General features: G+C 73.9%; 18 protein-coding genes. 6 read left to right on the forward strand and 12 right to left on the reverse strand.

Annotation, left to right across the window (positions count from 1 at the left end; all coding sequences use genetic code 11):
* Nucleotides 1-73 precede the first annotated feature (73 nt).
* Complete coding sequence (locus tag FHX73_RS09025; RefSeq protein WP_246213796.1) at nucleotides 74-1,069, forward strand: ribonucleotide-diphosphate reductase subunit beta; 996 nt, start codon at nucleotides 74-76, stop codon at nucleotides 1,067-1,069.
* Nucleotides 1,070-1,209: 140 nt separating this feature from the next.
* Here FHX73_RS09025 and FHX73_RS09030 read toward each other — a convergent pair whose 3' ends face one another.
* The 9 genes from FHX73_RS09030 to FHX73_RS09070 form a co-directional block, all read right to left on the reverse strand.
* On the reverse strand, nucleotides 1,210-3,282 hold the full coding sequence (locus FHX73_RS09030) for a glycoside hydrolase domain-containing protein (RefSeq protein WP_170304876.1): 2,073 nt from the start codon (nucleotides 3,280-3,282) through the stop codon (nucleotides 1,210-1,212).
* A gap of 207 nt (nucleotides 3,283-3,489) precedes the next feature.
* Nucleotides 3,490-4,131, reverse strand: a complete 642-nt coding sequence (gene def / locus FHX73_RS09035) for a peptide deformylase (RefSeq protein WP_145904500.1) — start codon at nucleotides 4,129-4,131, stop codon at nucleotides 3,490-3,492.
* A 59-nt stretch (nucleotides 4,132-4,190) separates the two neighbouring features.
* Complete coding sequence (locus FHX73_RS09040; RefSeq protein WP_145904501.1) at nucleotides 4,191-5,180, reverse strand: hypothetical protein; 990 nt, start codon at nucleotides 5,178-5,180, stop codon at nucleotides 4,191-4,193.
* 214 nt (nucleotides 5,181-5,394) lie between these two features.
* On the reverse strand, nucleotides 5,395-6,834 hold the full coding sequence (locus tag FHX73_RS09045; RefSeq protein ID WP_246213429.1) for an HD-GYP domain-containing protein: 1,440 nt from the start codon (nucleotides 6,832-6,834) through the stop codon (nucleotides 5,395-5,397).
* Nucleotides 6,831-8,201, reverse strand: coding sequence for an HD-GYP domain-containing protein (locus FHX73_RS09050; RefSeq protein WP_246213430.1), 1,371 nt, complete (start codon nucleotides 8,199-8,201; stop codon nucleotides 6,831-6,833). Before FHX73_RS09050 ends, FHX73_RS09045 begins: the two co-directional genes overlap by 4 nt.
* A 344-nt stretch (nucleotides 8,202-8,545) precedes the next feature.
* Nucleotides 8,546-8,905 carry a mycothiol system anti-sigma-R factor gene (rsrA, locus tag FHX73_RS09055; protein WP_145904502.1) on the reverse strand — a complete coding sequence of 120 codons (360 nt, stop codon included), beginning with the start codon at nucleotides 8,903-8,905 and terminating at the stop codon, nucleotides 8,546-8,548.
* Entirely contained in the window at nucleotides 8,902-9,552 is a 651-nt protein-coding gene (locus FHX73_RS09060; RefSeq protein WP_170305055.1) for a sigma-70 family RNA polymerase sigma factor, read from the reverse strand. Before FHX73_RS09060 ends, rsrA begins: the two co-directional genes overlap by 4 nt.
* A 353-nt stretch (nucleotides 9,553-9,905) precedes the next feature.
* Complete coding sequence (locus tag FHX73_RS09065) at nucleotides 9,906-10,550, reverse strand: alpha/beta hydrolase family protein (RefSeq protein ID WP_145904504.1); 645 nt, start codon at nucleotides 10,548-10,550, stop codon at nucleotides 9,906-9,908.
* Entirely contained in the window at nucleotides 10,550-11,305 is a 756-nt protein-coding gene (locus FHX73_RS09070) for an SOS response-associated peptidase (RefSeq protein ID WP_145904505.1), read from the reverse strand. Before FHX73_RS09070 ends, FHX73_RS09065 begins: the two co-directional genes overlap by 1 nt.
* 96 nt (nucleotides 11,306-11,401) lie before the next feature.
* On the opposite strand from FHX73_RS09070, the gene FHX73_RS09075 reads away from it, so the two are divergent.
* The 5 genes from FHX73_RS09075 (at nucleotide 11,402) to hisN (ending at nucleotide 15,841) form a co-directional block, all read left to right on the forward strand.
* Entirely contained in the window at nucleotides 11,402-12,112 is a 711-nt protein-coding gene (locus tag FHX73_RS09075) for a M50 family metallopeptidase (protein ID WP_211786161.1), read from the forward strand.
* A gap of 57 nt (nucleotides 12,113-12,169) precedes the next feature.
* Nucleotides 12,170-13,501: a 3-phosphoshikimate 1-carboxyvinyltransferase gene (aroA, locus tag FHX73_RS09080; RefSeq protein WP_145904506.1), complete on the forward strand. Its 1,332-nt coding sequence runs from the start codon at nucleotides 12,170-12,172 to the stop codon at nucleotides 13,499-13,501.
* Between the two features lie 16 nt (nucleotides 13,502-13,517).
* Complete coding sequence (gene rsgA / locus FHX73_RS09085) at nucleotides 13,518-14,573, forward strand: ribosome small subunit-dependent GTPase A (RefSeq protein WP_145904507.1); 1,056 nt, start codon at nucleotides 13,518-13,520, stop codon at nucleotides 14,571-14,573.
* An 83-nt stretch (nucleotides 14,574-14,656) separates the two neighbouring features.
* Nucleotides 14,657-14,980 carry a DMT family transporter gene (locus FHX73_RS09090; RefSeq protein WP_145904508.1) on the forward strand — a complete coding sequence of 108 codons (324 nt, stop codon included), beginning with the start codon at nucleotides 14,657-14,659 and terminating at the stop codon, nucleotides 14,978-14,980.
* A 63-nt stretch (nucleotides 14,981-15,043) separates the two neighbouring features.
* Nucleotides 15,044-15,841 carry a histidinol-phosphatase gene (hisN, locus tag FHX73_RS09095; RefSeq protein WP_145904509.1) on the forward strand — a complete coding sequence of 266 codons (798 nt, stop codon included), beginning with the start codon at nucleotides 15,044-15,046 and terminating at the stop codon, nucleotides 15,839-15,841.
* Nucleotides 15,842-15,869: 28 nt separating this feature from the next.
* On the opposite strand, the gene FHX73_RS09100 is transcribed toward hisN, so the two are convergent.
* The 3 genes from FHX73_RS09100 to FHX73_RS09110 all read right to left on the reverse strand — a co-directional run bounded on the left by FHX73_RS09100 (nucleotide 15,870) and on the right by FHX73_RS09110 (nucleotide 21,909).
* A complete protein-coding gene (locus FHX73_RS09100) occupies nucleotides 15,870-17,783 on the reverse strand; it encodes a tetratricopeptide repeat protein (RefSeq protein ID WP_246213431.1) in 1,914 nt (637 codons plus the stop codon).
* A gap of 381 nt (nucleotides 17,784-18,164) precedes the next feature.
* Nucleotides 18,165-20,213 carry a glycosyl hydrolase family 18 protein gene (locus FHX73_RS09105; RefSeq protein ID WP_145904510.1) on the reverse strand — a complete coding sequence of 683 codons (2,049 nt, stop codon included), beginning with the start codon at nucleotides 20,211-20,213 and terminating at the stop codon, nucleotides 18,165-18,167.
* 79 nt (nucleotides 20,214-20,292) lie between these two features.
* Nucleotides 20,293-21,909: a chitinase gene (locus FHX73_RS09110; RefSeq protein ID WP_145904511.1), complete on the reverse strand. Its 1,617-nt coding sequence runs from the start codon at nucleotides 21,907-21,909 to the stop codon at nucleotides 20,293-20,295.
* Between the last annotated feature and the right edge of the window lie 167 nt (nucleotides 21,910-22,076).

Genomic DNA, 22,076 nt, shown 5'->3' on the forward strand with positions numbered 1-22,076 from the left:
CCTCCCGTCGCCCGACCACCGCCCCTCATCGGCGGCGCTGCGCACCGACACCTCCTTGACCAAGCAGACGAAGATGCTGCTCGACCCCGGCTTCGAGCTGACCCTGCGTCCGATGCGCTACCCGTCGTTCTACGACCGGTACCGGGACGCGATCAAGAACACCTGGACCGTGGAGGAGGTGGACCTGCACTCCGACGTCGCCGACCTGGCCAAGCTCAGCGAGGGCGAGCGCCACCTGATCGGCCGTCTGGTCGCCTTCTTCGCGACCGGTGACTCGATCGTCGCCAACAACGTGGTGCTGAGCCTCTACAAGCACATCAACTCCCCCGAGGCCCGGCTGTACCTCTCCCGGCAGCTGTTCGAGGAGGCGGTGCACGTCCAGTTCTACCTGACCCTGCTGGACACCTACCTGCCCGATCCCGAGGACCGCGCGGCGGCCTTCGCGGCGGTGGAGAACATCCCCTCCATCCACCAGAAGGCGCAGTTCTGCTTCACGTACATGAACGCGGTCGACCACCTCGACTCGCTGCAGACCAAGGACGACCGCCGGGCCTTCCTGCTCAACCTGATCTGCTTCGCCGCCTGCGTCGAGGGCCTGTTCTTCTACGGCGCCTTCGCCTACGTGTACTGGTTCCGCAGCCGCGGCCTGCTGCACGGCCTGGCCACCGGCACCAACTGGGTCTTCCGCGACGAGTCCATGCACATGGACTTCGCGATGTCCGTGGTGGACACCGTCCGCGAGGAGGAGCCCGACCTCTTCGACGACGAGATGGCCCAGCAGGTCACCGAGATGCTGGAGCAGGCCGTCGAGGCCGAGCTCCAGTTCGCCCGCGACCTGTGCGGCGAGGGCCTGCCCGGCATGAACACCGAGTCGATGCGCCAGTACCTGGAGGCGGTCGCCGACCAGCGCCTGGCCCGCCTCGGCATGCCGATCCGCTACGGCTCGACCAACCCGTTCGGCTTCATGGAGCTGCAGAACGTCCAGGAGCTGACCAACTTCTTCGAGCGCCGGGTCTCCGCGTACCAGGTCGCCGTCGAGGGCTCGGTCTCGTTCGACGACGAGTTCTGAAACCGGTTTCTGAGACCGGTTCCGGGACGGCTCCCGGAACCGGTTCTGACGGGTCACCACCGCCGATGCCCGCAGGGGCCGGACCGCGATGCGCGGTCCGGCCCCTGCGGTCGTGCCGGGGTGTGCGAGCGGTCGCCGCGTCAGGGCGCGGTCGACCAGGTGTTGCTGGCCCACAGCGCACCGCCGGCGCTGGAGCTGCCGCCCTGCTTGTAGACCACCAGGTTGCCGTCGTCCTGCATGATCGCGTAGGCGCCGGGGTTGCCCCAGGTGGCGGTGTTCCAGATCGCGCCGCCGGTGCTCGGCCCGCCGCCCTGCTGGTAGGCCACCAGGTTGCCGTCGGTCTGCATGGTCAGGTAGGCGCCGTTGGCGGAGCCGGTGCCGGTCTGCCAGATCAGCGCGCCGTCGCGGGTGCGGTACATCGCCAGGTTGCCGTTCGGGTTCATCACCAGTCGGGTCAGCGCGCCCTGGGTCCAGGTGCCCGAGCTCAGGCCGCCGCCGGCGTTCATGGTGGCCGAGCGGGCGTAGGTGGCGGTGTGCCAGACCGGCGTGCCGGAGGCCTGGCGGACGACCACGTTGCCGTCGTCCTGCACCGTGAGCGAGTTGCCGGGCTGGCCGTTCGTCCCGCTGCCCCACAGCGGCGGTCCGGCGGCCGTGTAGACCACCAGGTTGCCGTCGCGCTGCATCACCGCGTAGGCACCGGAGTTGCCCTGGGTGTTGGTGTGCCAGATCCACTGGCTGTGACCGCCGCCGGTGAGCACCGAGACGGTCAGGTCGCCGTTGCCGCCCATCCCGAACAGGGCGGTCGAGCTGCTCAGGGTCCCGCCGGCCTCCAGCATCTGGCCGGGGGCCATCCAGGTGCCGGTGGCGGTGGTGGCGACGGTCTCCGCGTCGCCGTCGATGTTCATGCTCACCCCGCCCCAGCTCTGGGTCCCGTTGCCCCACTGGTGCACCCGGCGGGCGGCCGGCCACAGCCCGGTCGGGATTCCGGTGCCGGCGTCCGAGGTGTCGTGGTAGGAGTTCCAGGCCGCCGACCAGACCACGTCGGGGCGCGGGAAGGAGCTGTCGTTGTAGTGCGCCGCCAGGTCGGCCAACCCGCTGTACGGGCCGGAGTAGACGCCGGCCCGGAAGCCGGCGCTCTTCACGGCGGAGATCCAGCCGTTCAGGTAGGCCAGCACCCGGTCGCTGTAACCGGGCTGGCTCCGGTCGTAGTTCTCCAGGTCGTCGTAGACCACCGCGCCCTGCTGGAAGCCGAGCGCGCCGGCCTTGGCCACCGCGTCCTGGCCCTCGGTGGTGCCCTGCTGAGTGGCCGTCGGCAGATCGGCGGCGATCGGCGGTCCGTCCTTGGAGAGCACCTGGTGGCCGACGTAGATCGGCAGGAAGGACCAGCCCTCCTGGGCCCGGCTGCTCACCCAGCCGGCGTCCGGGGTACCGGTCGGGCACGCCTGGGCCGGGCCGCCGATGTAGATGCCGACGGACCGGTAGGGGGAGTTCGCCATCCAGGCCTGCATCTGGCCGGCCGACGGCGCGGCGCAAGCGTCGAAGCCCTGGGTGTAGTCGTCGGTGGCCGGTATCACCGTGGTGGCGGCCGCCGTCACCGCCGTGGTCCGCACGGCCGGCGCGGCGCCGGCGGTCTGCGGGGTCGTGGCCGGCGTCCCGGTCGGCTGCGGCGTCCCGGTCGTGGCCGGCGTCCCGGCGGTGGTCGGCGTCCCGGTCGGCTGCGGCGTCCCGGTCGGCGCGGCAGCAGCGGTCCGCGGGGTCGTGCTCGGCTGCGCGGCGGGGGTCGGGGTGCCGGTGGTGGCCGCCGCCAGGATGCCGTTCAGCTGGTCCGGCGAGTCCGGGTAACCGGCCGTCAACTGCAACCCGGTGCCGCGCAGCTGGACCGCGATCCAGTGGTCGACCGCTCCTGCGGCGAGCACCTTCGCGGGCAGCGGAGCCCCCGGGTCCACCACCGGAGCGGCGGGCCGGGAGGGCGTCGGGGCGGGCACCGGCTGGATCAGCACGGCGTCGGTCCGGCCGGACAGGTGCGCCGGGCAGTCCTGTTCGGCCCCCGGGGTGCCGAGGTAGACCGCGTGACGGTCGAACCGCACGCAGGTGTGCGGGTTCTGGGACAGGTCGACGACCTGCCAGTCGGCCGGAACCGTCAGGTGGTAGCCGTGGTAGTCGACGGCTTGGGTGCCACCGGCCGCCATGGCCGGTGGAGCAGCGAGCGACATGCCCGCTGTGGCAAGGAGGAGGGCAACCGCGCTGCCCGCCAGGCGTTGTGGCATCAGTGGGAATCCGCTCCTTCGTTCGCAGGCGGTGGTGATCGGCCACGCGCGGATGCGGACGATAGCAGGCACCCCGGACGGTCCCGAGCACCACTGTCGCCGAAGCGCCGCGACCCCGTCCGGGGCCGCGGCGCGCTCGGAGCGGACGGTCCGTCAGTCGTTCGGCACCGTGGCGTACTTCGGGGTGCCCTCGGCCATCTGCCGCAGGGCGTCCTTGCGGTCCCGCTTGGAGAGCCGGTCGATGTAGAGGTAACCGTTCAGGTGGTCGGTCTCGTGCTGCAGGCAGCGGGCGAAGAAGCCGGTGCCCTCGACCCGGATCTCGTTGCCGTCCTTGTCCTGGCCGGTGACCGCCGCGTACTCGGGGCGGGCCAGCTCGGCGTAGGCGGTCGGCACCGAGAGGCAGCCCTCGTTGCCGTCGTCCAGGGTGCGCCGGTCCACCGGCAGCTCCTCCAGCACCGGGTTGATCACGTGGCCGATGTGCCGCACGTTCCGGTCGTCCGGGCAGTCGTAGACGAACACCTTGGCGTCCACGCCGATCTGGTTGGCCGCCAGGCCGACGCCCTCGGCCGCGTACATCGACTGGAACATGTCGTCGATCAGCGCCGAGAGCTGCTCGTCGAACTCGGTGACCTGCCGGCACTCGCGGTGCAGCACGGGGTTGCCGACCACGGTGATCGGGCGCGCGGTGCCCTTGGAGAGGTCGGGCTCCGCTCCGATCACCTCGACCGGACCGGTCGGCTCCTCGTGCTCGTGGCCCTCGTGCTCGTGGGCGTTCTCGTCGTGCTGCTCGGCCATCTGTCCGCTCCTGTGATGCTGCTGGGTAACCCTGCAAGCCTACGGGCCGCGGGGGCGACTCAGCAGACCTCCTCCACGTCCCGGTACGCCCGGGTGGTCGGCGCGGCGGCGACCCAGCGGTCCAGCAGCAGCCGGACCAGCCCGGCGGGCGCGGCGATCCCGCACTCCCGCTCGGCCAACCAGCCGCCGGTGCCGCTGCCCTGGCTCAGGTGGCTCAGGTGGCCGGGGTGCGCGGCGTCCCCGTCGTCGTGCGGGTCGTGGTGCGCGGTGTGGCCGTCGTCGGCGGCCATCCGGCTCTCCGAGCAGGCCCGGCAGAGCAGCCGCACCGAGGAGGTCCAGTCCTCGGCGGCGTAGCCGGCCTCGGCCACCAGCCGCTCCAGCGCGTCCCGGTCGGCCTCGGTGGCGGCCTGCAGCAGCACCACGTAGGTCGGCACGGGGGACGGCGCCCAGAGCTCGATCTCGTCGAAGACCGGGTAGGCGGTGCCGTTCGCCACCCGCTCGCCGTGCGGGGCGCCGTCGTGCAGCACCACCTCGCCCCAGCGGCGGCCGGAGGAGGGCAGCGGGATGGAGAGCACCTCGACCCGGGCCGGGTCGAGCCGGCGGCCCCAGACCACCTCGGACTCGCCCTCCGGGGAGAGCCGCACCGGCGTGGTGCCCAGCTCCAGCCGGACCGGGCCCTCCACCGCGCCGCCCGCCCCGCCGGGCAGCTTCAGCCCGTAGGCCTGCCAGGCCCGCCGGGCCAGCGGCCAGTCCTGCAGCGCGGTGGCGGTGATGCCCAGGTTCCACCAGTCCGGCGCGCCCTGGTCGCGGTCGAGCAGCGCGACGGCGCGCAGGCCGGCCACCCGGGCCTGCTCCCAGTCCCGGCGGAACTTGTGCAGCAGGGCCAGGTTGAACCAGGAGTCGGAGAGCCAGGGCTCCAGGTCGGCGGCCATCACCAGCAGGGCGCCGGCGTCCTCGTAGCGCCCGTCGCCGATCAGCGTGAAGGCCCGGTCGGTCGTCTGCCGCCAGGTGGCGGACGGCCGGTGCCGTGCCCGGTGGAAGATCTTCACGTTGCCCTGCCGCCCGTCCGCTCGGTCCGCTGAGTCCTACTGGTTCCTGGTATGTCCGGTGAGCCGCGCCATTGCCCTGCCACGCAGTGGCCGGAGCCGGGGCCGGCCGATCCCCGGTTCGGTAGTTCCACGCTATGACCGCATCCAACCACGGCGATGGCGGGGTGCGCTCACCTCGCGGTGTCACCGGTGCGGGCTGGAGCGTACCGGGCGCTCATCCGCTCGCGGCGCGTGCCACCGTGCACGGTCCCAGGCCGGCCGCCCGCAGCCGCTCCAGCGCGGCCACCACCACCGGGTCGTAGCTCAGTCCGCTGCGGGCCCGCAGCTCGCGCAGCGCGGCGGCGCCGTCGGCGGCCGGGCCGACCAGGTCCTCGTGGGCGTTGGCCACCCGGATGATCCGGGCGGCCAGCGGCAGGCTCCGGTCGGCCCGGCCGTCGGGGCCGGTCAGCGGGTCGGCCGAGCGGGCCACCTGCTCGGCGACCGGCGCCGGCACGCCGGTGCAGCGGATCACCTCGCTGCCCAGCCGGGCGATCCGCTGCTGCTCGGCCTCGGGCAGCAGCGCGGTGGCCCCGGCCGGCACCGGCTCGACCAGCGAGAGCTGGCCGATGTCGTGCATCAGCGCCGCGTACTCCAGCAGCGCCAGCTCCTGGACGCCCAGGCCGAGTTCCCGGCCGAGCGCGCAGGCGGTGTCGGCCACCCGGCGGGCGTGGCCGGGCGCGGTGTAGCCGGCCACCTCGGTGGCCCGGGCCAGGGTGGCGATGGTCTGCCCGTAGGTGGCGCGGACGGCGGCGGCCCGGCGGAACGAGGTCTGGGCGAGCAGCAGCGGCACGCAGAACACCGGCAGCGCCCACAGGCCCACCTCGCCGGCCGCCAGGCTGATCAGCATCCCGGTGGCGGCGATCGCCGAGCCGATCCCGGGCAGCGCGCGCAACTGCTCCTCCAGGGCGGCTCCGAACCGGCCGCCGGGCTGCTGGAGTGCGGCCAGCACCGCGTCGGCCAGCCCGGCCAGCGCGGCCACGGCGACCAGGAAGGCGCCGTAGGCCGGCCCGGCCAGCGGCAGCCGGTCCAGCGCGCCGCTGGTGTAGAGGGGCTGGAACAGGGTGGCGGCGAAGCCGACCGCGAGCAGCCGGCGGGCCGCCCCGTCCGCCCAGCCGCCGGCCAGCCGGCCGGCCATCCAGGGCAGCAACCGGGCGCGCCGGGCCCGGGGTTCGCGCACCGGGTGGGCCGGGCGCCCCCGCCCGGCGGCGTGCCGCGGCCGGGGCACCGAGACCCGCCGGGCCTCGCCCCGCCGGGCCGCCCGCACCGCGAGGCGCAGCCCCGCGCCGAGCACCGTGCCGGTGCCGGCCACGGCCACCACCTGCAGCACCCCGTGGCTGGTCGGCAGCCCGTGCAGCGGCCCGAGCAGCGCGTACGCCAGCCCGGCGGCGGCGCCCAGCGGGGCGTGCCCGCGCTCGCCGGGCAGGCCGAACCGGACCGCCTCGCCGACCGTGACCATCACCGCGAAGCAGAGCGCGACCTGGGGCTCGCTCAGTCCCCGGGCGAGCAGCCAGGCGCCGCTCGCGGCGAGCAGCAGCAGCGCCGCGGCCCGGACCAGCGAGGCCCCGGTGGCGGGTGCTCCGGCCGGCGCGGCCAGTTGCCTGGCCGCGCCGCTCACCGGGCGCCCCGGGCGGGCTCCGGCACGCCGAGCGGGATGTCGGGCACCGCCGCGTCCTGCTGCTCCGGCCCGGGCAGCACCGGCTGCCAGCCGTGCCGGTCCACGGCGACGACCAGCGCCTCCACCATCGCCGGGTCGAACTGGCTGCCGGCGCACCGGCGCAGTTCGGCCACCGCCTCGCCGACCGGGCGGCCGCGCCGGTAGGAGCGGGTGGAGGTCATCGAGTCGAAGGCGTCGGCGACCGCGATGATCCGGGCGAACTCCGGGATCCGCTCGCCGGCCAGGCCGTGCGGGTAGCCCCGGCCGTCCATCCGCTCGTGGTGGTGCAGGATGCCGGCGTGCGCCTCGCCGAGGAAGTCGATGCCGCGCACCAGCTCGTGCCCGTACTCGGGGTGCACCTCGACGGCCCGGCGCTCGGCCTCGGTCAGGGGACCGTTTCTGCGCAGCAGTTCGGTGGCCACCCCGAGCTTGCCCACGTCGTGCAGGGTGCCGGCGAAGTGCAGGGTGCGCAGCCGCTCGCCCGCGATGCCGAGCTGGCCGGCGATCAGCACCGAGGCCCGGCCGACCCGTTCGCTGTGCCCGCGGGTGTAGGAGTCCTTCAGCTCGACGGCCTGCACGAGTGCCTCCACGGTGGCCCGGTGGGCCGCCCGCTCCCGGTGGCCCTGGGCCATCACCCAGGCCGAGATGGAGAGCGGCAGCAGCGCCAGCACGGCCGCGAAGGCGCCGTACGGCCCTTGCCAGAGCACCGCCATCAGCAGGCCGCCGAGCGCGTGCAGCACCGCCGCCGGCCCGGGCAGCGCGGCCAGCACCCGGCTCGGCAGCCGGGCGCAGCAGGCCGCGGGCGGCTCGGTGAGCAGCCGGATGCCGGCCACCAGCACGCCGTTGACCAGGCAGAACGCCAGCACGGCGGCGAACGCCGGGAGCAGTTCGGCCGGGTAGCGGGCGCCGAGCAGCAGCCGGGGGCCGGCGAGCGCGCGGAAGACGGCCGAGGCGGTCCAGGCGGCGAGGGCGAACTGGGCGGCGTTGAACGCCCGGCGCAGCCGGTCGGCCTCCGCCCCGGTCACCGCGGCGGGCAGCGCGACCAGCGCGGCGGCGGCGGGTGGCAGCATCAGCACGCCGGCGAAGAGCACCGGCAGGAAGCTGCCGGGGCCGCTGGGGAGTTGGTCGGCCCGCAGCGCGGGCCGGCCGCCGCGGCGCAGCGCGTCGCGCAGCCGCCGGGCGGCCCGCAGGCACGGGGTGGGCAGGCCCTGGGCGAGCGATTCCCAGCAGGCGTGCAGGAAGGCGAGCAGCGCGACCCTGGGCCAGTCCACCGCGCCGGCCCAGTCGAGCCGTCCCGGCAGCAGCGCGCAGCCGGCGCCGACCAGCACCAGCAGCAGGTAGCCGCGGGCCGGCCCGCCCAGCGGTGCCGGGGTCCGTTCCGGGGCCGCGGTCGATCCTGCGGACGTGCGGCCCCCGCGGTCGTCAGCGATGTCGGCCTCCCCACCTCGCCTGGCTCGTCTGGCTCGTTTGAGGAGGATAGGCCGCGGGCGGCGCCGTACGGCCCGGCATGCCGCGTTACCCGGCCCCACACCGCCCACACTCACCCGATCGAGTGACTCAAGCGAACTGACGCACCATCACACGCCCGGCTCGCGGCCGGACGGAGCAACCGCCCCCGGACAGCCGAACGGGGGCCCGGGAGCGAACTCCCGGGCCCCCGTTGGGGTCTGACTCATTCGGCGGGCGCCGCCGTCACCTGACCGGCCGTCAGCAGGCCGCCCTCGGTGTGCGCCCCGGAGGTCTGCTCGACCTCCACCACCGGCTCGCCGCTGCGCTGGCCGGCGCGGATGCTGTCGATCCGGGCCAGCACCTTGGACCGCAGGTCGGTCGGCGTGCTGTCGCACCCGCAGGACCGCTTGACCAGGGCCTTGATCGCCTGCTCCAGCCCGTACTTCTCCAGGCAGGGCGAGCACTCGTCGAAGTGCTCGCGCAGCTTGGCGCAGTCGCCCTCGGACATCTCGTTGTCGAGGAACTCGTAGAGGTGGTCGAGCACCTCGCGGCAGTCCGTCTCGTGCGGGCCTCCGCAGCTCATGAGCCCGTGCCTTTCGCCTCGCGCCCGGCCCCGCTGCCCGCCGGGACGAGCCCGCGCTCCCGGGCGTAGTCCTCCAGCATGCCGCGCAACTGCCGGCGGCCCCGGTGCAGCCGGGACATCACCGTACCGATGGGGGTCCCCATGATGTCGGCGATCTCCTTGTATGCAAAGCCCTCGACATCCGCGAGGTAGACCGCGATGCGGAACTCCTCCGGGATCGCCTGCAGGGCGTCCTTCACGTCGCTGTCCGGCAGGTGGTCGAGGGCCTGGGTCTCGGCCGAGCGCAGACCGGTCGACATGTGCGACTCGGCGCGGGCCAGCTGCCAGTCCTCGATCTCCTCGGCCGCGGTGCGCTGCGGCTCCCGCTGCTTCTTGCGGTACGAGTTGATGAAGGTGTTGGTCAGGATGCGGTACAGCCAGGCCTTGAGGTTGGTGCCCTCGCGGAACTGGTGGAAGGAGGCGTACGCCTTGGCGAAGGCCTCCTGCAGCAGGTCCTCGGCATCGGCCGGGTTCCGGGTCATCCGGAGCGCCGCGGAGTACATCGGGTCCAGGAAGCCCAACGCGTCCCGCTCGAAGCGCGCCCGGCGGGCCTCCTCGGTCTCGTCGGAGGAGACCCGGTAGGTGTCCTCGCCGATCGCCTCGGCCAGCTCCTCGCCAGTCAGCTCCGACTCAGCCGGGAGCGCGGCCCCACCAGGGCCGACGTTCGGCTCGTCCTCGGTCGCAACGACCGGACCCACCTCCTCGCTACTGCGGGCACGACCGACCGTCGGCCCGCCCGAGAGCGAGGATATCGGGCTCACGGACTTCTCGCCCGTGCCGACCCACTCCGACCAGGGGACGAAGACGCTCTCCGCGTTCCGCTCCTCGGGCCGCTCGGGGCACGCGATCGAACCCATGTGCGCTGCCTTTCGCCTGGCCTGCTGCTGACGAGGGGTTCAACCAAGCCGCGGGCCCCGGAATTCCCGGCCCTGCACGGATCCGCGCCGGGCGCCACCGGAAGTCAGCCGGCCAGTCCCGCCAGCCACTCGCGCACCGCACCGACCACCAGCTCCAGCGTCTGCGCCTGGTCCAGCGCGGCTCGCTTCGGCACCGCGAAGCCGTGCCCGGCGTCCGGCACGCCGACCAGCCGGTGGCCGGCCGGCAGCGCCGGGAACTCCGCCGGGGCGCCGAAGGTGTCCTTCTCCCCCTGCACCACCAGGGTCGGCAGGCCGGTGCCGAGCAACTCCTCGGCCCGGGACTTCTCCGGCTTGCCCGGGGGGTGGAGCGGGAAGGCCAGCGCCAGCACCGCCGCCGCGCCGCTCGCCGCACCGGTCCGGCAGGCCACCCGGGCACCCGCGCTGCGCCCGCCGACCACCAGCGGCAGGCCCTCGCCGGCCAGCCGCTCGGCCACCGGCAGCCAGCCGGCGTCCAGCGTCTTCGGCGCGGGCGCGACCTTGCGGCCGGCCACCCGCCAGGGCTGCTCCACCAGCGCGACGGTGACCCCGTCGGCCGGCAGCGCGGCGGCCAGCGCCGCCAGGTCCGGCGCCTCGATGCCGCCGCCGGCGCCGTGCCCGAGGGCCAGCAGCAGCCGCGGCCGGGCGGCCCGGTGCCAGCTGATCGCGGCCGGGCCCGGCACCGTCTCCACCGTCTCGCGTTCGACCGCCATCAGAACAGTGCTCCCTCGGCCTCGGGGGTGACCTGCGCGGTCAGCCCGGGATGGTTGTTGCGGATGTTGCCCACCGCGGCGGACACCTCGGTGGCCCGCAGCAGTCCCGGCGCGGGCGCCTCCAGCAGGGCGCGCGCCTGCTCGGCGTCGTCCAGCGCCGGGTCCAGCCAGGCGTCGAAGGCCTCGGGCTGCAGGAAGAGCGGCATCCGCTCGTGGATCGGGGCCAGCAGCGGCTCGGCCTCGGTGGTCACGATGCTGCAGGTGACCAGCCAGCCGGCCGGGTGGTCGGCGGGGTGGGTGCGGTCCCGCCAGAACTCGTAGAGGCCGGCCAGCGCCAGCGGCGCGCCGTCCACCCGGTGCACGAAGTACGGGACCTTGCGGGCCCGGGCCTTGCCGGAGGCCGACTCGAAGGTCTGCCACTCGTAGTAGCCGTCCACCGGCAGCAGGCAGCGGCGGGAGGCGAAGGCCTGGCGGTAGGCGGGCTTCTCGTGCACCGTGTCCGCCCGGGCGTTGATCATCTTGACGGCGGTCTCCGGCGTCCGGGACCAGGCCGGCACCAGCCCCCAGCGCAGCCGGCGCAGCTGGCGCACGGGTGCGCCGCCGGCCTTGGGTATGCGCTCCAGCACCGCGAGCACCGGCTGGGTCGGTGCGACGTTCCAGCTCGGCGCGACCTCCTCCGCCGGGTCCCACTGCTGCACGTCGAACAGTTCGACGATGTCCTCCGGCGTGGTGCTCGCCGCGAATCGACCACACATGGGCGCAACCCTATGCAACCGGCGGCTACCGCGGGGCCGTCCCGGCATGGGAGGCTGCCTCTTCCGCAGCGCCCCCGCACCACAGGGATCTCGATCATGAACCAGAGCATCGGCGACGTCTGGCAGCGGGTCCTCGGCACCCAGGCCGCCCCGCCGCACTGGCTGGTGCTGGCCTGCGCCGGGACCGCACTGCTGGCGATACTCCCGCACCCGGTCTGGCGGCTCAGCCGGAACGTGGTGACCATCGCGCACGAGGGCGGCCACGGGCTGGTCGCCCTGCTCACCGGCCGCCGGCTGCACGGCATCCAGCTGCACTCGGACACCTCCGGCCTGACCGTCTCCTCCGGCCGGCCGACCGGGCCCGGCATGGTGCTCACCGCCGCGGCCGGCTACACCGCACCGTCGCTGCTCGGCCTCGGCGGCGCCTCGCTGCTGGCCGTCGGGCACACCACCGCGCTGCTCTGGCTCTGCGTCCTGCTGCTGGCCGCGATGCTGCCCCGGCTGCGCAACGCCTTCGGGCTGCTGACCGTGCTGCTCACCGGCGCGGCCTTCTTCGCCGTCTCCTGGTGGGGCACCGAGCAGCTGCAGGCCGTCTTCGCCTGCCTCGGGGTCTGGTTCCTGCTGCTGGGCGGGGTGCGGCCGGTGCTGGAGCTGCAGGGCAAGCGGCGGCGCGGCGGGGCCCGGGACTCGGACGCCGACCAGCTGGCCCGGCTGACCGGGGTCGGCGGGCTGCTCTGGGTGGCGCTCTTCCTGGTGGTGGCGCTGAGCTGCCTGCTGGCCGGCGGGAGCCAGCTGCTGAGCGCCTGAGTCCAGGGAGCGGCCGCCTCGACCGTCCGGGCGGCCCGCCCACCTAGACTGAGCCGCATGACCGAGACCCCGTGGCCCGCCCCCGTCGCGACCGCCGCCGTCGATGCCGTCGTCACCGTCCCCGGCTCCAAGTCGGTGACCAACCGCGCCCTGCTGCTGGCCGCGCTGGCCGCCGAGCCCGGCTGGGTGCGCCGCCCGCTGCGCAGCCGCGACTCGCAGCTGATGGCCGACGGCCTGCGGGCGCTCGGGGTGACCATCGAGGAGCAGGTCAACAACAGCACCGGCGGCACCGGCGGCGGCGAGGCCTGGCGGGTGATCCCGGCGACCCGGCTGGCCGGCCCCGCCAACATCGACGTGGGCAACGCCGGCACCGTGATGCGCTTCCTGCCGCCGCTCGCGGTGCTGGCCGACGGCCCGGTGCACTTCGACGGCGACCCGCGCTCGCACGAGCGCCCGCAGCACGGCGTGATCGACTCGCTGCGCGCGCTCGGCGCCCGGATCGAGGACGGCGGGCGCGGCGGCTTCCCGCTCACCGTGCACGGCACCGGCGCGCTGGACGGCGGCACGGTGGAGCTGGACGCCTCGGCCTCCTCGCAGTTCGTCAGCGCCCTGCTGCTCTCCGGCGCCCGCTACAACCAGGGCGTGGAGGTGCGCAACACCGGCGGCTCGATCCCCTCGCTGCCGCACATCCGGATGACGGTGGACATGCTGCGCCTGGCCGGCGCCCAGGTGGACGCGCCGGAGGACGGCGGCGAGCCGGGCGTCTGGCGGGTCTCCCCCGGCGCGCTGCGCGGTCGCGACCTGGTGGTCGAGCCGGACCTGTCGAACGCCGCGCCGTTCTTCGCCGCCGCGCTGGTCACCGGCGGCCGGGTGACGGTGCGGGACTGGCCCAAGCACACCACCCAGGCCGGCGACCAGCTGCGCGAGATCTACTCCCGGATGGGCGGCAGCTGCCGCTTCACCGACGAGGGCCTGGAGTTCACCGGCACCGGCCGGATCCAGGGCATCGAGGCCGACCTGCACGACGTCGGCGAGCTGGCCCCGGTGATCGCCGCGGTGGCCGCGCTGGCCGACTCGGAGTCGGTGCTGTCCGGCATCGCCCACCTGCGGCTGCACGAGACCGACCGGCTGGCCGCGCTGGCCAAGGAGATCAACGAGTTGGGCGGCGACGTCACCGAGACCGCCGACGGCCTGCGGATCCGGCCGCGCCCGCTGCACGGCGGGCTGTTCCACACCTACGAGGACCACCGGCTGGCCACCGCCGCCGCGGTGCTCGGGCTGGCCGTGCCCGGGGTGCTGGTGGAGAACGTGGCCACCACGGCCAAGACCCTGCCGGACTTCCCGGCGATGTGGGCCGATCTGCTCGAACCGGCGGCGGCCAGGGACTGAGCGGGAGACGAGCACCATGCGCCGCTACGGCAAGGACGCCGACGAGGACGACATCCGCAACCGCCCCAGCCGCCGGGGTTCCCGGCCGCGCACCAGCATCCGGCCCAAGCACGAGGACGCCGCCGAGGGCATGGTGCTCACGGTGGACCGCGGCCGGCTGACCTGCCTGGTCGAGGCGGGCACCAAGCGGGAGCGGTCGGTCACCGCGATGAAGGCCCGCGAACTGGGGCGCAAGGGCGTGGTGGTGGGCGACCAGGTGAGCCTGGTCGGCGACCTGTCCGGGGAGCCGGACACGCTGGCCCGGATCGTCCGGGTGGAGGAGCGCAGCTCGGTGCTGCGCCGCACCGCGGACGACGACGACCCGTACGAGCGGATCGTGGTGGCCAACGCCGACCAGCTGGCGATCGTCACGGCGCTGGCCAACCCGGAGCCGCGCCCCCGGCTGATCGACCGCTGCCTGGTGGCGGCCTACGACGCCGGGATGCAGCCGCTGCTGGTGCTCACCAAGGCCGACCTGGCGCCGGCCGAGCCGCTGCTGGAGGCTTACGCCCCGCTCGGCATCGACCACGTGGTGACCCGTCGGGACGAGCTGGAGACGGCCGGCGCGGAGGCGGTGCGCGAGCACCTGCGCGGGCTGGCCACGGTCTTCATCGGGCACTCCGGGGTGGGCAAGACGACCCTGGTGAACGCCCTGGTGCCGGAGCACCAGCGGACCACCGGCCGGGTCAACGCGGTCACCGGGCGGGGCCGGCACACCACGGTGTCCGCGCTGGCGCTGCGGCTGCCGCCGCCGCCCGGGGCGAAGCCGGGCTCGAAGAAGGCGCTGGACCCGGGCTGGGTGATCGACACGCCCGGCTTCCGCTCCTTCGGCCTCTCGCACATCGACCCGTCCCGGGTGATCCTCGCCTTCCCCGACCTGGAGCCGGGCACGGTGGACTGCCCGCGCGCTTGCAGCCACGACGAGCCGGACTGCGCGCTGGACGCCTTCGTGGCGGACGGCCACGCCGACCCGGCCCGGCTGTACTCGCTGCGCCGGCTGCTCGCCTCCCGGGAGGCGCGCGAGGGGGATTGACGGTGTGGCGGCCGTCCCCCGCCGGGCTGACGCGTGATCATGAGACCGAACGTCGATCACCCGAGGCGGCAGGGAGACGGCCGATGGCCTGGATCATGGTGGTCCTCGCGGGCCTGCTGGAGACCGGATTCGCGATCAACCTCAAGCTCAGCCACGGCTTCACCCGGCTGACCCCGACCATCGCCTTCGCCCTCTTCGCGCTGGCCAGTTTCGGCCTGCTCACCCTCTCCCTCAAGCACCTGCCGGTCGGCAGCGCCTACGCGGTCTGGACCGGCATCGGCGCCGCCGGCACCGCGATCTACGGCATGGTCTGGATGGACGAGACCACCTCGGTGCTCAAGCTGGTCTCCATCACCCTGGTCATCGCCGGCGTGGTGGGCCTGCAGCTGTCCGGGTCGGGCCACTGACGCGGATCTCGGCTGGCGGGAGGCTCCGGACAGTGCGCCGGTCCGAACGGTACTGTTCCACGCATGGCCGACTACCACGATGACCTCCGCCTCGCCCACGTCCTCGCCGACTCGGCCGACTCGGTCACCCTGGAGCGCTTCCGCGCGCTGGACCTGACGATCGAGACCAAGCCCGACCTGACCCCGGTGAGCGACGCCGACAAGGCCGCCGAGGAGCTGGTCCGCAGCGTGCTGCAGCGGGCCCGGCCGCGCGACGCGGTGCTCGGCGAGGAGTACGGACTGGTCGGCTCCGGGCCGCGCCGCTGGGTGATCGACCCGATCGACGGCACCAAGAACTACATCCGCGGCGTGCCGGTCTGGGCCACCCTGATCGCGCTGCTGGAGGAGGGGCCGGACGGCGAGCAGCAGCCGGTGGTCGGCATCGTCTCGGCGCCCGCGCTGCAGCGGCGCTGGTGGGCCGCGAAGGACCTGGGCGCGTACGCCGGCCGCAGCCTGGCCAAGGCCTCCCGGATCCACGTCTCCCAGGTGCCGCGGCTGGCGGACGCCTCGCTCTCCTACTCCTCGCTCAGCGGCTGGGAGAAGCGCGGCCGGATCGACCCCTTCCTGGACCTGACCCGGGCCTGCTGGCGGACCCGCGCGTTCGGCGACTTCTGGTCCTACATGATGCTCGCCGAGGGCGCGGTGGACATCGCCGCCGAACCCGAGCTGAGCCTGTGGGACATGGCCGCCCCGTGCATCGTGGTCCAGGAGGCCGGCGGCCGCTTCACCGGCCTGGACGGCATCGACGGCCCGAACGGCGCCGACGCGGTGGCCACCAACGGCCTGCTGCACCAGGACGTGCTGGACCGGCTCAGCGTCTGACCGGCCGTCAGGACGGCCTGACCGACCGTCAGGCCGTCATCTCCGGGTGCATCGCGTCCAGCAGCCGGGCCGCCCGCTCGGCCACCTCCGGGGGGCCGTAGTCGATCGCCCGGCGGCACCACTGCTCGGCCTGCACCGGCTCGCCCCGGCGCAGCGCGATCAGGGCCAGCCGCAGTGCGGCGCGGCCGTGGCCCGCGTCGGCGGCCCGGGTGTACCAGATCATCGCCTCCGGCTCGCGCTCCTGACGGGCCAGCAGCAGGCCGAGGTTGAAGGCGGCGCTGCGGCTGCCGGTCTCGGCGGCCCGCCGGTACCAGCTCTCGGCGATCTCCAGCGCGCCGCGCTCGGCGGCCCGCACCCCCATCCGCACCTGGGCCCGGCTGTGCCCGGCGTCGGCCGCCACCGCGTACCAGTGCTCGGCCTCCTCGCCGGCGTCGCCGCGCCGGTCCAGCAGCGAGGCCAGCCGGAACGCGCCCTCGGCCGAACCGCCGGCCGCCGCCTGGCGGTAGCGCTCCAGCGCCGCGGGCAGGTCGCCGCGCTGCTCCTTGGCGACGGCCAGTTGCAGCGCCGCCTCGCCGTGGCCGCCGGCGGCCGCCCGGGCGTACCACTCGTGCGCCTGCTGCTGCTCGCCGCGCCCGGCATGCAGCACGCCGAGGTTGAACGCGCCGTCCACGCTGCCGGCCTCGGCGGCCTTGGAGAACCAGGGCTCCGCGCCGGCCTCGTCGCCGCGCTGCAGCAGCACCACGGCGAGCGCGTTGCAGGCCTCCCGGTGTCCGGCGTAGGCGGCCCGGCGGTACCACTGCTCGGCCTGCGCCTGCCGCCCGGTGCCGGCGCAGAGCAGGCCCAGGTTGAACGCGCCGTTGTGGTCGCCGGCGTCCAGCGCGGCCCGGTACCAGTGCTCGGCGTCCTTGTCCTCGCCGCGGCCGGCGTGCAGCGCGCCGAGCGCGTTGGCCGCGTTGCCGTCGCCGGCCTCGGCGGCCTCCTGCCACCACTCGGCGGCGGACGGCAGGTCACCCGCGTCGCGCAGCAGGAAGCCGAGCGCGCAGGCGGCCCGCGGCTCGCCGTTCTGCGCCGACTGCCGGTACCAGCGCGCGGCCTCCTCGCGCAGCGCCTGGTCGCCGGCCGCGCGCTGCTCGACCAGCACGCCGAGCCGCAGCGCGGCCCGGGCGTGGCTGCGCACCGCGGCGGTGCGGTACCAGGTCTCGGCGCTCTCCTTGTCGCCGGCCGCCTCGCGCATCCGGGCCAGCCGGTAGGCGGCCTCCCGGTGGCCGGCGTCGGCGGCCAGCTTGAACCAGCGCTCGGCGCGCACGTCGCGCCGGTGCTCCATCAGGTCGCCCAGCGCGTAGGCGCCGAGCGGGTGGCCCTGGTCGGCGGCGAAGTGCAGCCAGTACTCGGCGGACTCCTCGTCGCCCTGGTCGCGCAGCAGGAGGCCGAGCGCGTGGGCGGCGGGCGCGCTGCCGGCCACCGCGGCCTGGCGCCACCACTGGCCGGCCTCGGGCCGGTGGCCGCGCTGGTGCAGCAGCACGCCGAGGTTGTTGGCGGCGGCCCGCAGCCCGGCGGCGGCGGCCTTGCGCAGATACGGTTCGGCGTCGTCCAGGTCCCCGCGGCGCAGCAGCAGGGCGCCGAGCCGGCTGGCGGCGTGCGGGTCGCCGGCCTCGGCGGCGGCCCGGTGGCGGGTCTCCAGGGCGGCGGACTCGCGGGCGGCGAGTTCGTCCTCGAAGCTGTCCGGGCCCTCGGCGGTGATCTCCGGTTCGGCGACGGGCGCCGACGGCCGACCGGCCGGGCGCGGGACCGGGACGGGGCGCAGTTGCTCGGGACCGGAGCCGGAGCCGGACAGGCCGCGCTGGGCCGGTACGGGAACGGTCGCGGCCGGGTCAGTGGCGGCGTCGAGGTCGGCCGGCTGGCCGGCGGCGTCGGTGGGCTGGTTCCTGCCGATCAGCTTCATGCCGACTCCCGCTCCCCCCGAGTGCCATGGCATCCTCCCCCAGCGCCCCCAGCCTGGCGGCTGGGCGGTGCCCCCATCGGCCGGGGGGACTTCCGAGGGGCGCGCTGAAGTCGACGGCTCGTCAACAGCCGTGCACGGTCCCCCATGTGGTCCATCGTCGCATCACCCGAACACCCGCGTACACCTGCCCGCGCGATTTTGCCGGGCCGAGCCGAAGCCAGCGAGATTACTTCAGCGCTTTGTCGATTTCCCGACACTTGCGCCTCACAAACCCCCGGCGTGCAAGTGATGGTGCGAGCGTGTGCCCATAGTACCGGAGGCGATGCCACCGCTTAGCGGTGGCACCGCCTCGTCGGCGATGCGGGGTCAGCTCACTGCGGCTCAGGCCACGTTGAGGTCGTCCGCGTAGTACGTGCCCTGGCCGTACCATCCGTGCACCCAGACGGTCACCGAGCTGACCGAGGCGCCGGTGGTGAACTTGGTGGAGAGCTGGCTCCAACCGGAGCCGGAGGTCCAGGTGGAGGTGTCCGCGCCGGAGCCGGTCACACCCAGGTAGACGTAGTTGCCCTGGACCCAACCGGACAGCGTGTAGGTGGTGTTGGGCTTGACCGTGATGGTCTGCGAGCACTGGGCGTCGTCACTCGCACTGGCGGCGCCCGCCAGGGCGTACGAGCCGGAGTGCACCGGGCTGCTCACCACCGATCCCAGGTTTCCGCTGCAGGTCCACGGGGAGAGGCTGCCGCTCTCGAAGCCGCCGTTCACCACCGGACCGCCGGACGGCGGCTGCGAGGTCGGGGGCTGGGAGGTCGGCGGCTGCGAGGTCGGCGGCTGGCTGGTGGGGGGCTGCGAGGTCGGGGGCTGGGAGGTCGGCGGCTGGGAAGTGGGCGGCTGGCTGGTCGGCGGCTGCGAGGTCGGCGGCGCACTGGTGGGCGGAGCCGGGCAGTTGGCGGCCGAACCGCCGGTGTCGCCCACCGCGTCGTTGAACAGCGTGGCGTTCGGGTCCAGGTCGTAGAGCGAGAACATGAACGTCCCGCCCATCCCGTTGCAGTGCAGGTAGTCGGCCTTGGCCTGGAGCGACTGGGCGTCCTCGCCGGACCAGAAGTTGGTTCCGTCGTAGAAGTACGCGGCCTGCGCGACCGGGTCCCAGAAGGTGTCCGCCGGGTTGTCCACCACGCCGGAGAGCTCCTTGTACATCCGGGTGCCCGCGACGTTGCCGGAGTCGGCCGCTCCCGGCGCGGGGCCGGTGGCCGTCTGGAACAGGCCGTGGTTACTGCCGGCCGGCACTCCGGTCCAGCCGCGGTAGTAGAACGGCACGCCCATGTTGAGCTTGTTCGCCGGGAACCCGCCCGGGATGCCGTACTGCGGATCACCGGCGGTGTACGACTTGATCGCCTCGTCGATCGAGTACTTCTCGTTCCCGGGGGCGATCACACCGGACGGGTCCGCCGGGTTGTCGTACAGCGGCGACTGGTGGTTGGTCGGCCCGGTGGGCTCCCAACCGCCGTGCATGTCGTAGGTCATCGGGTCGCCGAAGGTCAGGTACTGCCCGATCTTGTCGGTCTCCACGTTGGAGATCTTGTCCTGACCGGCCGGCAGCGCCGCGCTCAGCGCGTAGCTCTTGCCGTCCGCGGCGCCCTGGGTGTTGAGCTCGGACCGGAACTCGGACAGCAGGGCGGTGAAGTCCTGCTTGTCCGCGGTGGACGAGTGGTTGCCCACGTGGCCGCCGCCACCCGGGTACTCCCAGTCGATGTCGAAGCCGTCGAAGATGCCCTTGCCGGTCCCGGTGCCGCCGTAGCCGTTGCGCGAGGGCAGGTTCCCCTTGATGAACATGTCGATGCAGGAGGAGACCAGCTTCTTGCGCGAGGCGTCGGTGGCCGCCGCATCCGAGAAGTACTTCGAGTAGGTCCAACCGCCGAGGCTCAGCAGCACCTTGAGGTTGGGGTACTTGGCCTTCAGCTCCTGCAGCTGGTGGAAGTTGCCGGCGATCGGCTGGTTCCAGGTGTCGGTGGAGTTGTCCACCGAGTTGCCGTTGGCGAAGGTCTTGCCGTAGTCGGCGTACGAATCCCCGGCGCCGTCACCGGCGTTGGGGTTGTTCTCGTCCTGCGAGGCGGCCGAGTCGGCCTCGAAGCAGGTCAGGTTGGTCGGGTCGATGTTCTCGAAGTCGTAGATCAGGTAGGTGAGTTTGCCGGCCTCACCGGTGGTGTCCACGTTCTTCAGGTAGAACGCGTTCTGGTACACCGCCCACTGGTCGTAGTAGGCGACGCTCATCCCGCCCGAGGTCGCGGCGGCCCCGGTGGTGTTCGCGGCGGTGCTGGCCGGGGTGTTCTGGATCGCCTGGGCGTGCGCCATGCCGAGCATGGAGAGGGCGCCGCCCAGCAGGATGCCGGCCGCCGAGGTCACCGCCCAGGCGGATCGACTGCTTCTGCGCATTCGGTTCTCTTCTCTCTTCGTGGGGGGTTGAGAGACAGGTGGAACGGGTGATGCGGAGGGTGGGGAGCCCCTGGATCGGTCACGGCATGCTGTGCAGGTGTCCGCCGACCGAAGTCGCGATCGAATTTCCGTTACTGGCGTCCCAGTTGGTCGACCAGGTCATCGCGCCGCCGATGCCGGGCCAGGTCGTGGGGGGCTTGAAGGTGCCGCAGTGGGTGCCGCTCGCCAGGCAGTCCAGCGCGTTGTCCACCACGCTCGGCGAGACGTAGCCGCCGCCCGCCGCGCTGCCCGAGGCCGGCACGCCGATGCCCACCTGACTGGGCGCCAGGCCGCCCTGCAGCTGGATGCAGGCCAGCGCGGTGATGAAGTCCTCGGTGCCCTCGGAGTAGACGTTGCCGTCGCAGCCGTTCATCGAACCCGAGTTGTAGTACTGCATGTTGACGACGGTCAGGATGTCCTTGGCGGTCAGCGCCAGCTTGAAGTACTCCATGCCGGTGGACTGCATGTCGATGGTCTGCGGGGCCATGGTGAGGACGAACCCGCTGCCGACGTCGGCCGCCAGGGTGTGCAGCGCCTGCGCCATGTAGGTGGAGCTGACGCCGTTCTCCAGGTCGATGTCGATCCCGTCGAACCCGTAGTTCCGGATGATCGAGTAGGCGCTGCTGGCGAAGTTGGCGGCCGAGGCCGAGTCGCTCACCGAGATCGCGCCGTTCTGCCCGCCGACCGAGATGATCACCTTCTTGCCGGCCGCGTGCTTGGCCGCGATGTCGGCCTTGAACTGCGCGTCGGTGTAGCCGCCCAGCTTGCTCGACAGGGTGCTGTCCAGGCTGAAGTCGATCGCACCCGGAGTGCTGGTGGCGTTCGCGAAGGCCACCGCGATGATGTCGTAGGCCGGGTTGACGTCGGAGATCCGCTGGTCGGTCGCGCCGTTGTCGAAGTCCTGCCAGTAGCCGGTCAGCAGGTGCTTGTACGGACCGCCGGTGGGGGGCTGGCTGGTCGGGGGCTGCGACGTCGGCGGCTGTGAGGTGGGCGGCTGGGACGTCGGGGGCTGTGAGGTGGGCGGCTGTGAGGTGGGCGGCTGCGAGGTGGGCGGCTGGCTGGTCGGCGGCTGCGAGGTCGGCACCCCGGTCGGCGCCGGCCCGCTGAGCACCAGGTCGTCCGCGCCATACGCCCCGGTGCCGTACCAGCCGTGCAGGTACACCGTCACGCTGGTGGTGCTCGCGCCGGTGGTGAAGCTCGTCGAGAGCTGGTTCCAGGCGGAGTTGCTGGACCAGGTGCTCGGATCGGTCCCGCCGGTGCCGCTGGCGCCCAGGTAGACGTAACTGCCCTGGACCCAGCCGGACAGCGTGTAGCTGGAGCCGGGCAGCACGGCGACCTGCTGGGTGCACTGCGCGTCGTCCGACCCGGCCGGGGTCGCCTGGAGCGCGTAACTGCCGCTGTGCACCGGATTGGTGACCACGGTTCCGGAGTTCGCGGTACAGCTCCAGCCGGACAGCGAGCCGCTCTCGAAGCCGGGGTTCTGCAGCAGGTTGCCCGCGGCGGCGGCGCTGGCGTCGCCGCCGGTGGTGAGCAGGACGGCGCCGCTCACCGCGAGGGCGAAGGCCGCCGTGCCCGCGAGGGCCGTGCGCAGGCCGGCCCGGGCCGGTCTGCCGGCGGCCTCGGGGTCGCGCTGGGTGTGTCTGGTCGCTCGGTGCACGTGGGTCAGCTCCTTGGTCAGCGGGTGTGGGGGGCAGGGAGCTTGGGGCCGGGCCTGTTCGCGGCAGGCCCGGGCCCGACTCAGGGTGGACTAGACCAAATGGGCGGTCAAGGGGAACCGCCCGCGCCGATCGGCGGCGGCCCGCACCCCGGTCCGCCGCCCGGGCG

Source organism: Kitasatospora viridis (assembly GCF_007829815.1).
GTDB lineage: Bacteria > Actinomycetota > Actinomycetes > Streptomycetales > Streptomycetaceae > Kitasatospora > Kitasatospora viridis.